This is a genomic window from Shewanella sp. SR43-8, assembly GCF_014163775.1.
GTDB classification, from domain to species: domain Bacteria; phylum Pseudomonadota; class Gammaproteobacteria; order Enterobacterales; family Shewanellaceae; genus Shewanella; species Shewanella vesiculosa.
This window is the reverse complement of record NZ_JACJDX010000011.1, coordinates 173,209-185,788: the sequence shown is the minus strand read 5'-3', so window position 1 is coordinate 185,788 and position 12,580 is coordinate 173,209. Positions and strand designations below refer to the sequence as shown.

At 42.1% G+C, this 12,580-nt stretch carries 9 protein-coding genes and 1 riboswitch; of the genes, 3 read left to right on the top strand and 6 right to left on the bottom strand.

Going from position 1 to position 12,580, the window contains the following annotated elements; all coding sequences use genetic code 11:
* Position 1 precedes the first annotated feature (1 nt).
* On the bottom strand, positions 2–556 hold the full coding sequence (locus H5114_RS15555; RefSeq protein WP_124017342.1) for a TMEM165/GDT1 family protein: 555 nt from the start codon (positions 554–556) through the stop codon (positions 2–4).
* Positions 557–654: 98 nt separating this feature from the next.
* Positions 655–764: riboswitch (yybP-ykoY riboswitch) on the bottom strand.
* A gap of 236 nt (positions 765–1,000) precedes the next feature.
* On the opposite strand from H5114_RS15555, the gene H5114_RS15550 reads away from it, so the two are divergent.
* The gene (locus H5114_RS15550) at positions 1,001–2,203 is read left to right on the top strand and encodes an aromatic amino acid transport family protein (protein WP_182698603.1); all 1,203 of its coding nucleotides are present in this window, start codon (positions 1,001–1,003) and stop codon (positions 2,201–2,203) included.
* Between the two features lie 204 nt (positions 2,204–2,407).
* Positions 2,408–4,564: a S46 family peptidase gene (locus H5114_RS15545; RefSeq protein WP_182723407.1), complete on the top strand. Its 2,157-nt coding sequence runs from the start codon at positions 2,408–2,410 to the stop codon at positions 4,562–4,564.
* A 19-nt stretch (positions 4,565–4,583) separates the two neighbouring features.
* Here H5114_RS15545 and H5114_RS15540 read toward each other — a convergent pair whose 3' ends face one another.
* The 3 genes from H5114_RS15540 to H5114_RS15530 form a co-directional block, all read right to left on the bottom strand.
* Complete coding sequence (locus H5114_RS15540) at positions 4,584–5,291, bottom strand: 23S rRNA pseudouridine(2604) synthase RluF (protein ID WP_182698640.1); 708 nt, start codon at positions 5,289–5,291, stop codon at positions 4,584–4,586.
* Between the two features lie 48 nt (positions 5,292–5,339).
* Entirely contained in the window at positions 5,340–6,023 is a 684-nt protein-coding gene (locus tag H5114_RS15535) for a hypothetical protein (protein WP_182723406.1), read from the bottom strand.
* A gap of 184 nt (positions 6,024–6,207) precedes the next feature.
* Positions 6,208–7,551 carry a Na+/H+ antiporter NhaC family protein gene (locus H5114_RS15530; RefSeq protein ID WP_182723405.1) on the bottom strand — a complete coding sequence of 448 codons (1,344 nt, stop codon included), beginning with the start codon at positions 7,549–7,551 and terminating at the stop codon, positions 6,208–6,210.
* Positions 7,552–7,984: 433 nt separating this feature from the next.
* On the opposite strand from H5114_RS15530, the gene H5114_RS15525 reads away from it, so the two are divergent.
* Positions 7,985–8,269: a hypothetical protein gene (locus tag H5114_RS15525; RefSeq protein ID WP_182723404.1), complete on the top strand. Its 285-nt coding sequence runs from the start codon at positions 7,985–7,987 to the stop codon at positions 8,267–8,269.
* Positions 8,270–8,360: 91 nt separating this feature from the next.
* On the opposite strand, the gene putA is transcribed toward H5114_RS15525, so the two are convergent.
* Both putA and H5114_RS15515 read right to left on the bottom strand, forming a co-directional pair.
* Positions 8,361–11,555 (bottom strand): bifunctional proline dehydrogenase/L-glutamate gamma-semialdehyde dehydrogenase PutA, encoded by a 3,195-nt coding sequence (gene putA, locus H5114_RS15520; RefSeq protein WP_182698598.1) that lies wholly within the window; start codon positions 11,553–11,555, stop codon positions 8,361–8,363.
* A 392-nt stretch (positions 11,556–11,947) separates the two neighbouring features.
* The gene (locus H5114_RS15515) at positions 11,948–12,529 is read right to left on the bottom strand and encodes a TIGR04211 family SH3 domain-containing protein (protein WP_182723403.1); all 582 of its coding nucleotides are present in this window, start codon (positions 12,527–12,529) and stop codon (positions 11,948–11,950) included.
* Between the last annotated feature and the right edge of the window lie 51 nt (positions 12,530–12,580).

Sequence of the window (12,580 nt, the reverse complement as noted above, 5' to 3'; positions counted from 1 at the left end):
TTTACCACATGAGTGTCGCGACACCAAGCAGTGCAAATAGCACGGCACAACCGCGATGAATAAGCTTCATTGGTAGTTTGTTCGCACTAAAATGACCTGCCAATACCACAGGGACATTAGCAATCAGCATACCCAATGTGGTGCCGATAACAACCCAGGTTAATGATTGATATTTTGCCGCTAAGACAACAGTAGCAATTTGTGTTTTGTCACCAATTTCGGCGATAAAAAACAAAATAAACGTCGCAGTAAAAGCACCTAATTTATAAAAACGGTTATCATCGTCATCCATTTTATCGGGTATGAGCACCCATAAAGCAATGGCAAAAAATGAACCGGCTACCAAATAGGTGGCCCATTGAGGATCAATCCAAGCAATGGCCCATTGACCAATCCATGCAGCAAGAAAATGGTTTAATAAGGTGGCAAGTAGAATGCCTAATATGATAGCCGTTTTATTACTGAATCTGACAGCGAGTAGTAAAGCCAATAATTGAGTTTTGTCGCCGATTTCAGCAATAGCAACAGTAAAGGTTGAGGCAAATAAAGCTTCCAATGTGATAATCCTAGGGGTAAATGACGACTAAGCACAGACCGCCGCATACCCCTTGATGCAGTGACAGTGCTTAGGTCTTGCATGGCGAAATCATTAACATCAATAATTTTGCCGTAAGTACCATGGCATGAGGCCAAGTATGTTGACACTTACTCCTAATCATATCGTGTCGATATGCTTAGGTTAGCTACTCCCCTAAAACGATGGGCATTATAGCTTATGATCAGATTTAATCAACGCATTGATACAGTAAAGAGCTTAACGCAGTACTGACGTAATGATACACTATTGCAAAATCATAGTGTAAAACCGTTTAGCTAAATGTTGAGTAATTGTTTATAAACGCAGCTGTTAGCCTATAACCATCAAAGATCCTTGCCTGCTCTGTCACCCTTCTGCTAATGTCCGACACAAATAAAATAATAATTAGACAGGACGTTTTCGGTGAATTTTAAAACTTTAGGCTCTATTTCGATTGTAGCAGGGACTGCAATTGGGGGTGGCATGCTTGCGCTGCCATTAGCAACAGCGGCATTAGGCATAATCCCAGCATTAATTTTACTCGTGGTCATTTGGGGCCTATCCGCTTATACCTCATTATTGATGCTAGAAATTAATCTTCACTCTGGTATCGGCGATAATGTTCATGCCATTACCGGTAAAACCCTGGGTAAAGTCGGCCAGCTAATCCAAGGAGGTTCTTTTCTCAGCTTATTGTTCGCTTTAACTATGGTGTATTTGATGGGAGGGTCGTCGCTATTAGAAACCCGTTTACAGCCCATTGGCATAAACATGAGCAACCAAGTGGCAGTCATACTGTTTACGGTTATTTTTGGCGGATTAATTGCCATTGGCGTAAAATGGATTGATAAAGTATCACGTATTTTGTTTACTTCTATGGTGGTGTTACTGGTCATTGTGGTGGCATTTCTATTACCCGACGTTAACCTAATCAGTGCATTAAACAATTATTCAACCGAAGTCGCTTCAGGCACTGCGCTGCAGCAATTATGGTTAGCAGCTATTCCTGTGGTGTTCACCTCATTTGGTTTCCATGTGTGTATTGCTACCATTGTGCGCTACTTAGAAGGTAATGCCGTTTCTCTTAGAAAAGTGCTCTTAATTGGCTCAACCATTCCGCTGATTTGTTACATTCTATGGTTATTAGTGACCTTAGGCTCTTTAGGTGGTGAAACAGTACATAGCTTTGGAGGTTCATTACCTAAACTTGTTACCGCCTTACAAAGCTTAGCCCAATCACAAATTATCAGCCAAGCTATTGATTTATTTGCTAACCTCGCATTAATTACTTCATTTTTAGGTGTCACCATGAGCTTGTTCGATTACATAGCCGAGCTCACGCGAGCCAACGACGATGCTGCTGGACGTGCAAAAACCTGGTTAATGACCTTTATACCACCTCTATTGTGCGCGCTTTATTACCCCGACGGCTTTTTTAAAGTCCTTGGTTTTGCTGCTATCCCATTGGTAGTGATGATCATCTTCTTGCCCATTGCAATGGCATTAAAACAACGCTCACAGCAATTGGGCGGTTATCAAGTATCTGGTGGTACTTTAGGGCTTGTTGTCGCAGGTTTACTCGGTATATTAATTGTTATTGCTCAGTTAATAGTGGCATTAACCTAAATGAACTAACTGATTAACCGGATTTGTAAGCGAGTTTTTCAAACGCTTTTAAGATGGTTAAACATTTGTTAAAGTCAGGCTTAGCCTGACTTTTTTGTTTTATGGACTACCAACATTAGCCATGATGAAACAAGAATTAAGCAAAAAATTAGAGACAACAGCAATAATATTCATCGCACGCTAAACCCTAAACGGAATTATATAATGAAAAAATGGTTATTAACTGTCGCTATTGCAGCCAGCTTTGGCGCGTCGGCAGATGAAGGGATGTGGCAGCCACATCAACTTCCCGCAATGGCTGATGAGCTTAAAGCAAAAGGCTTAGAGATCAGCGCTGATTCAATTTCTAAATTGACTGAGTTTCCAATGAATGCCGTGATCAGCCTTGGTGGTTGTACCGCTTCATTTGTATCGCCTAAGGGCTTAGTGGTCACCAACCACCACTGTGCTTATGGCGCAATTCAGTACAATTCAACTCCTGAAAAAAACTTGCTTAAAGATGGCTTCTTAGCAAAAACCTATGCCGAAGAATTACCTGCTACACCGGGGTCTCGTATTTTCGTTACCGAAGCCGTAACTAAGGTAACCGATAAAATTACCGCTGGCCAAATGGATAAAGTAGGCAATGACTTTTATAAAGGTATTGAGCTACAAGAAAAAACCTTAGTTGCTGAATGTGAAAAAGAAGATGGTTACCGTTGCCAAGTTTATAGTTTCCATGGTGGCCTAGAATATTATTTGGTTAAACAGTTAGAAATACGCGATGTGCGTTTAGCCTACAACCCAGCCGCTAGCGTGGGTAAATACGGTGGCGATATCGATAACTGGATGTGGCCACGTCATACCGGTGACTTTTCGTTTTATCGTGCTTACGTATCAAAAGATGGTAAGCCTGCTGATTTCAGTAAAGATAACGTTCCCTATGAGCCAAAAAGCTTTTTAAAAGTATCAGCTAAAGGCGTTAGTGATGGCGATTTCGTCATGGTTGCGGGCTACCCTGGCCGTACAAATCGATATCGCACTGCAGATGAAGTTAAAAATCAATTTGGCTGGGCTTATCCGCAGGGTAAAGAGCTGCAAGAAAGCATGATTGATATCATCAAACAGACTGCAGCAGAGGGCAGCGATGAGCGAATTAAATACGAAAGCTTAATTGCTGGCTTAGCAAATTATGCTAAAAACTTTACCTCTATGATTGAGTTTTATGGTAAATCATCCATGCTTGCTGAGCGCGTAAAAGTTGAAACTGATTTAGCTAACTGGATTAACCAAGACAAAAAACGCCAGCAACAATATGGCAAAACCTTATCAAGCTTAGAAAAACTGGTCGCTAAGAGCCAACAAGATCAGCAGCGTGATATGTTGCTAGGCTATATTGGTTACACCACTATGGTGACCACTGCGCGTAATTTATATCGCTTAGCCCATGAAAAAACCTTAGCGGATATGGAACGTGAACCAGGTTATCAAGACCGCGACATGACTAACTTTACCTCAAGCATGGAGCGAATTGATCGCCGTTATGCAGCCAGTGTAGATAAAGCACTTCTCGCAGACTTACTTACCCGCTATGCGGCATTACCTGCAAAACAACGTTTAGCATCGTTAGACAAAGCCTTTGGTATTAGCGATAAGTTTGACGCTAAAGCATTGGACAAAACACTCGACAATATGTATGCCAATACCAAGCTAAATGACAAAGCGACTCGCTTAGCATGGATGAATAAATCGGTTGCAGACTTTACCGCATCAAATGACCCATTCATTCAGTATGCGGTACAAACCTTTGACGCCGATATGGCGCGAGAAAAACAGCAAAAGCAGTTAGAAGGTGAATTAATGAAAGTGCGTCCACAGTATATGGATGCGATCATTGCCTATAACCGCGAGCAAGGTAAACCTGTGTATGCTGATGCGAACTCAAGCCTACGTGTGACTGTCGGCAATGTGAAAGGTTACTCACCACAGGATGGATTAGTTGCGGTGCCGTTTACGCGTTTAGAAGGTATTTTGGCTAAAGACACGGGTATAGATCCATTTGATGCGCCAGCTAAAGAACTTGAGCTAATTAAGCAAAAACAATACGGCGACTATTATGTTAAAGCGATTGACTCTGTGCCGGTTAATTTCTTGTCAACCTTAGACACTACTGGCGGTAATTCAGGTTCTCCGACCTTAAATGGCCGCGCCGAATTGGTCGGTTTACTGTTTGACGGCGTGTACGAGAGTATCATTGGTGACTGGGGATATGATCCACAAACCAACCGTTCAATCCAAGTAGATAGTCGTTATATGCTTTGGGTCATGCAGTATTTAGATAATGCTGACAACTTATTAGCTGAAATGGACATTGTTAAATAATGACCATTTAACCCTATGCTCAGTTTACTGAGCGTTGAAGACTCAATAACTCTGCGGCCGTTAATGGCCGCATTGTTTTTTCTGCTAGATCATCAAGACACACATCAAGTAACTGGGTGCGAATTAAATCTACTACCTTATAGCCTAGTGCCTGACACATACGGCGTATTTGTCGATTTAACCCTTGGGTTAAGACTATGTTAAATCTATCTTCATCCGCCGCAGGGCTCAATGCTCTAATATCACAAGGTCGTGTGTGCACATCGCCATATTGCACACCTTGAGCCATCATCAGTAAAAATTCTGGCTTAATAGGTTTATTCACTTGAACAACATAGGTCTTCGGATGATAAAAATCAGGATGCATTAATGCTTGAGTTAATTGACCATCATTGGTGAGTAATAATAATCCGCGAGAATCTTTATCCAAACGCCCAGCGGGATATAACCTTGGCGATTCGGGCAACACATGCAGTAAGCTATGGGGATCATCGGCTAATAAGCGGCAATCAATCCCAACAGGTTTATGATAGATAAAATACTGTTTGGGTTGCACCGGCAAAATCGGTTGACCATCAACCAAAACCGTTACCGCTTCAGACAGTTTGACTCGATCGCTATGCTGGGCTAATTGATGATTAACGCTCACTCGGCCACTGTCAATCAGTCGTGCGGCTTGGCGTCTTGAAGCCACACCACACACAGCTAAATAGTGGCTTAGTCGCATTGATGTCATAAACGATGCTCAAGTAATAATACCCAGTAACAAACGGGATTAGATTAATTTATACAGGTTATTTTGTTGCGTTCTAATGGTTTTTAGCAAGCTTAATCCTAAGCAAACACACCATAAAATATTTGCTTGGGTTAATGACCACATGGATAAGGACACCACACAATATTGAGGGAAATCGGCTGAACACTCGCTAAAATCAAGCTGACTCCAATCAAGCAGCATCAGCAATACAAAGCCACTACATAAGGAAATAATGCTCAAGGTAAGCATTCGTTTGGTCATCGTGCTGCCTGGTTTGAAATAATCCACTAAGCAAATACTGTGCAATACCAGAGAGCTGAGTAAATAAAGCGTCGACACTTTGCGATGTAACTCTAAAAAGTTAATCGGAAATACACCCATTAATACAATACTGAACCCCACCACACCACCAAGAACAGCGATATAACGGCTGATTAAATCAGGGAAAATATTAAACACAGCGACCATCGCCAGTAAGAAACATGAACCACTTGCTAGCAGTGATAAATTAAACACCACAGCAAACGATGAATTCATATAGTTTCCAAGGGCGTCAGGGCGGATCATTAACATCTCTATGCTGATGCTATCCACTTTAGCAATGAGCGCACTTGCGACACCAAAAGAGCCGATAACTGCCGCCGCCAATGACATAAATACAATCACTAGATGTAAATCATAATTACGGACTCTACTTGTCACTGTTCGATACTTATACAAAAAATGGGTGCGGGATATTAACGCGTAAAGTACAAAAGTAAAAGCCGATAATCAATAGCCCCATAAAACAATGCCCAATCGTTTAAGATTGGGCATTGTCGACTCCATAGCTGACGTTTACTTGCTTGAGCCAATGAAGCCAGAGGATTATTGAGCGTATAGCCGATTAGACTCGTTTACGAAAAATCACGATAATCACAGCAATAACGGCCAAAATCATACAGTACCAAGCATTAGATACTGCCACTAATGGACTAATGGTAAACACCGAGGCAATTAATAATGCTTGGGCACCATGGGGGATTAATCCCTGAATGATACAAGCAAAAATATCTAAAATACTCGCCGCGCGTTTTGGCGAAACGCCATGTTTTTCAGCAAGCTCTTTAGCAATATCACCCGTTACCACAATCGACACGGTATTGTTAGCCACGCAAGTGTTCGTCGCGGCAACAATAGCGGCCATTCCTAGCTCTGCCGCGCGGCTTGAGGCTTCACCATTAGCTTTAGAAAAACGACGGATTAAGGCTTCAATTTGGTTACTGACAAAGATTAATCCACCTTGTTGCTGCATTAATGCCGCTAAGCCACCCACTAACATCGACAGAATAAAAATTTCCTGCATATTAGTAAAGCCAGTGTAAATATCATTACCAAATTGGATAACACTATAATCAGAGCTCAGCACGCCTGTCACGCCAGCTAATACTATTCCGAGGGACAAGACGACAAATACGTTTAACCCGGCCACAGCCAACACCAGAATGGTTAAATACGGTAATACTTTTAAGATTTCGATGTCCTGAGCTGCAATATCTGCTTGGCCCTGACCAACAAACGAAAAAGCAATCAAGGTGAGGATCGACGCTGGGATCGAAAACACTAAATTCTCTCGGAACTTGTCTTTCATTTCACAACCTTGAGTACGCGTTGCCGCAATCGTGGTATCAGAAATAATCGATAAATTGTCACCAAATAATGCGCCCGACATGACTGCTCCCGCCATTAAGGCATAATCGATTTGCGCTTGATCAGCCACGCCTAATGCCACAGGAGCTACCGCAGCAATCGTGCCCATCGATGTGCCCATCGAGGTTGCAATAAAAGCGGCAATAACGAAAAAGCCCGGTAGCAATAGATTAGATGGAATAAACGATAAGCCAAGTGCAACAGTAGCATCAACACCACCAGTGGCTTTAGCCACTGCAGCAAAAGCCCCCGCTAATAAATAAATTAAACACATAGCAATAATATTGCTGTGGCCAATCCCTTCAATAAAGGTTTCTATCGCATTATTGATGCGCTGTTTTGATAACAATATTGCCAATACAATGGCAGGTAAAATAGCAATCACACTGGGTAATTGGTAGAACGCATAATCAATGCCCTGACTTTGAAAATATAAGCCAGCGCCAATGAATAATCCTAAAAACAAAAATAATGGTAATAATGCCACAAACGATGCAGGGCTATTTGGCTCCGTGGTGGCTGATGAAGTAGCTTTAGTCAAAGTGATCTCTCTTTATCTTAACGAATTGGGATTGTCGGATGAGAAAAGCGAGTACGACTCAATCTCGGTCATCGGTGATTATTTAACAACACAGTGAATGCTGCTAAATATTGCAGTCGCATCATAACAAGTTGTGCCAAGAATAAGAGAACTCTTCACCACTGTCAATCTAGACGTCTAGACTTCTTTGCTTCCGGAGCGTTTTTTATTCTAAACCTCAAAAAATGCTACAAATATTTTACATAAACATAATCAATTTATCGATTAATCGCTATTTTTACAGCAAAAAATTGATTTACGTTAATATTGCCCTTTGGCTGATTTGTTATTGTGAAAGTTCTCACTGAACGATTAATTGACCTATTCCATGACTGTAAATCGTTAAGTTACCGGCTAGCGATAACAGCCGCGACTTCATCATCATAGGTGAAATATGCAGCACAAACCCGATAGGATCAGCGCGATGAAGCAACTCATTGCCCAAGTAAAACAGACTTTTCCATTAGATTCAGCTGATATCTTTCGTTGTGGTCCAGCCAATACCTGTGTTGGTTGCCCAAAAAAACTATTGGAGCTTGTTGATGCGGAACTCACCTACTGGGAATCAGCGATTAACCAAGGCATAACGCCTTCATTTGGTGATATCAGTCGCTTTGGTAAATTGTGTAGCAATGTCAGTCGTGGTTTAAAACGCAATAATATTCCAATCCAAGAGTAAATAACCGCAAACAAGTTAACAAAACCCGAGGCGGCATAATAACAAAAAGCCCACGAGAAGTGGGCTTAGTCAACTTGAGTAACTCACTCGGTTATTCGTCAGTATCACCTAATGATAATAACGTCGCATTGCCGCCAATTGCGGTAATGTTATTGGTACGAGTTTTTTCAGTTACAAAACGGGTTAAGTAATGTGGACCACCGGCTTTAGGGCCTGTACCCGATAATCCTTGACCACCAAATGGCTGCACACCAACAACGGCGCCAATTTGGTTGCGGTTAATATACACATTACCGACATTGACTTTATCAGCAAGGTTTAACGCATGGCCTTCGTTACGGCTATGGATCCCCAAGGTTAAGCCAAATCCGGTACTATTGATTTCATCAATCACTTTGCCTAAATCAGCCGCTTTATAACGGATAACATGCAAAATCGGTCCAAAATGCTCTTTTTCAAGCATTTTTATCGAATTGATTTCAACCGCTGTCGGCGCAACAAAATGGCCCTTTTCAGTACCAGCAGGTAACTCAAGTTTATTTATCAACTTACCTACTTGGCTAATATGATCAATATGAGCATCCAAGTTAGCTTTGGCGGTCGCGTCAATCACTGGGCCTACGTCTGTTTTCACAGAACTTGGGTTGCCAATGACTAACTGCTCCATGGCGCCTTTCATCACTTCAATGACGCGATCGGCAATATCTTCTTGCAAAAACAATACTCGTAATGCCGAACAACGCTGACCTGCACTGGTAAATGATGACGATACAACATCATTTACCACTTGCTCTGGTTGTGAGGTTGAATCAACTACCATGGCATTTTGACCGCCAGTTTCAGCGATCAATGGAATAATTGCACCATCGCGATTAGCCAAGGTACGGTTAATCAATTTAGCCGTGCCAGTGGAACCGGTAAAACACACACCGCCAATACGTTCATCAGCAGTGATTGCAGAACCAACCACAGCGCCAGTTCCTGGAAGGAATTGCAACACATCGGTAGGAATACCGGCTTGATGTGCCAGTTGCACAGCGCGATAACCGATTAAACAGGTTTGCTCTGCAGGCTTGGCAATAACAGTGTTACCTGCAGCAAGGGCTGCAGAGACTTGGCCTAAGAAAATAGCGAGTGGGAAGTTCCATGGGCTGATACACACAAAAATCCCGCGACCTTGTAAAAACAGTTCGTTTAACTCACCTGTTGGGCCTGGAAGCAATTCTGGCTGGGCCATCATTTTCTTAGCTTGAACGGCGTAGTAGCGACAAAAATCGACTGCTTCTCGAACTTCATCAATGCCGTCTTGAATACTCTTACCCGCTTCACGAGTACATAACACAATCAGTTCTTCGCGATTTTCTTCGAGTAAGTCGGCCAACTTTTGCAGTGCATTGGCACGCGTTTCAACCGCAGTACGAGCCCAACCACCAAAAGCAGCATCAGCACTCGCAATGGCTTGCTCAATGGCATTAGCATCAGCAAAAGCAACAGTACCTACCGTTAATGAGGTGTCGTATGGGCTGACCACAGTTTGCACTTCGCCGGTTAAGGTTTTGCCATTGACCAGCGGGCCTGCGGTCCACTGGGTATCGCTAAATGTATCTAGTGCAGCAAAAAATGGCTCTGACTCAGAAATAATATTCATGTTTAATCCTTTAGAGTTTTTACGTTCTGCACCAAAAATATCAGCTGGTTGAACAATTTTACGATTCGCTAAGCTCTTGTAGCCCAATAATGTCACCAGTGGATGAACCACTAAACTCTCAATTGGCGTATTAGGGTCAACAAGTTTATGCACAAATGAGGTATTGGCACCATTTTCCAGTAAGCGACGGACTAAATACGGCAGTAAATCTTTATGAGCGCCAATGGGGGCATAAATACGCACAGCCTTAGCACCGCTTTCAGCTAACATAGTGTCGTATAGCTCTTGGCCCATACCGTGTAAACGTTGAAATTCGTATAAGCGATCGCCCGCCATAGCATCAATGCTAGCGACGGTTTGCGCATTATGGGTGGCAAATTGTGGATAAATAGCACCGCGAGTGGCATCAGACAACAAATAGCGTGCACAGGCTAAATAAGACACATCAGTGCCCGCTTTACGGGTGTACAGAGGGTAACCAGCTTCGCCAGCTTGTTGGGCCCATTTAAGCTCGCTATCCCAGTAAGCACCTTTAACCAAGCGAAGTGGAATTTCATCACCTTGATCTTTAGCAAGACGTGTTAACCAGCACAACACAGGTAAACAACGCTTAGAATACGCTTGAACCACAATGCCCAGTAACCCCCAACCTTTGGCAGCTTCTGACTGATAAAGTTGCTTAAACAACTTTAACGACAGCTCAAGGCGGTCAACTTCTTCTGCATCAATAGAAATACCGATATTCAAAGCGCGGGCTTGGACAATTAATTTAACTACCGAGTCGTATAGTTCTGTTAATACGCGGTCTTCATTAGCGACTTCATAACGAGGATGCAATGCTGACAATTTAATAGAAATTGTCGGTCTTGGAGCGTTGCCAACATCATATTGCTGTGCACCTAAATCATCAATAGCGTTGCTATAATCCATAAAGTACTTGAGCGCATCAGTGGCCGTTAACGCAGCTTCACCAAGCATGTCATAACTGTGGGTATAACCTAACTTACGTTTAGCTTCGCTGTTTTTAAGGGCTTCTTTAACATCGCGCCCTAGCACAAACTGCTTACCCATGATCTTCATCGCCGCTAGCATAGCTTGACGGATCATTGGCTCACCAACACGATTAACGAGACGTTTGAGTATGTGACTTGGCGAACCATCAGTATTGCGATCTAACTTAACCAGTTTACCGGTTAACATTAAGCCCCATGTTGAAGCGTTAACCAATAACGAATCACTTCGATTAAGATGTTCATCCCACTTGGCACCAGATAACTTGTCTTGAATAAGCGCATCAGCAGTTTCTGCATCAGGAATACGCAGCAAGGCTTCTGCCAAGCACATTAAGATAATGCCTTCTTTCGTTTCTAAGCTGTATTGCTGCAAAAATGCATCAATACCGACCATAAGGCCTTTCTTCTCAAACTGACGAACTTTACTGACGAGTTCATGGGCACGGCGTGTGACTTGTTCAATATCTTGTTCAGACGAAGGCACAAGCTTAATTAATTCAGACAGGTATTGCTCTTCATCGACAATATAGTTGTTGGTCACTGCAGTAAACAGTTCCTCAAGAGTGGCATTGTCATAGCAACCGCCCAGTACTTCACTCGCTTTGAACATAGTATTCGCTTCCATCTAGGTCAGGTTAAGGATGGTTATTATCGTTATTGAATGGACACTGTATTCACGAATTATTTATTTTGTATACAATGTACGATCTAATTTTCGGCGATTATACATTCAAAATGTGAACTTGGACACTGTAGTTAAATACTTGCTAATGATTGTTTGATTACGTTCACTGAAATGAATGAAAAAAATGTGTTACAGAAACAACAGAAACTAACTAAGTATTTGTTAAACAATCATTAAATAAAAATAAACCTAACTAAATATGAATAAATTTTATCGACAAAAAACACCATAAAAAAAGGCCAACGTTTGAATCGTTGGCCTTTTTTAGCAATCAAATTTATCACACAAGTGTTGTCATCTTATCCATGACAATCTGATGATTATTGGAGACATTACATCCAGCGACTTTTTTGACGGCGCTGCGGACGAGGCAAATATACCAATACAATACCGATTAAAGCCCCGATACCTGCTATTAATCCACCTTGTTGCCACATGTAGTATCGTTGATTATCAGCTACTTGCTTTACTTCTGACTTAGCGACATCCCGTTCTTCAATCGCTTTGGCTAACTCAGCGCTTAACCCAGTCACCTTTGCGTTCGCCAGCGTTAAATACTCTTCGGTACTTTCAGTATTTTGCGTAATATTATTTAATTGCTCATTAGCTTGTTTTAGTTGCGCTTCCATCTCTGGAAAACGTTCACGAAAACTAGGCTGATCGGTTACTAAACTGGTTAATACCCAACCTTCACGACCTTTATGGTCGATAATTTGAGTGAAGTCACCTTGGGTATCACCTAATAAAGTAATAGGTTGGCCCGCTTCAACACTGCCGATAATACGAAATTCAGTACCCGGTCCACCGTGGATATAGGTAAACACATCATCAGAAATGAAGCGCGTTGGCCCTTGGGCTGCAAATACGCCATTTGGCGCCAGTAAAAATATAAGAATTGAAAGTACTCTTAACACGGTATTTATCCAAACTCAGAAAACTTATCGTCATGCTATTTATTAAATGCT

Coding starts and splice junctions, on each gene's coding strand:
- H5114_RS15545 (WP_182723407.1), top strand. CDS start 2,408: ATGAAAAAATGGTTATTAACTGTCGCTATTGCAGCCAGCTTTGGCGCG.
- H5114_RS15525 (WP_182723404.1), top strand. CDS start 7,985: ATGCAGCACAAACCCGATAGGATCAGCGCGATGAAGCAACTCATTGCC.
- H5114_RS15540 (WP_182698640.1), bottom strand. CDS start 5,291: ATGCGACTAAGCCACTATTTAGCTGTGTGTGGTGTGGCTTCAAGACGC.
- putA (WP_182698598.1), bottom strand. CDS start 11,555: ATGGAAGCGAATACTATGTTCAAAGCGAGTGAAGTACTGGGCGGTTGC.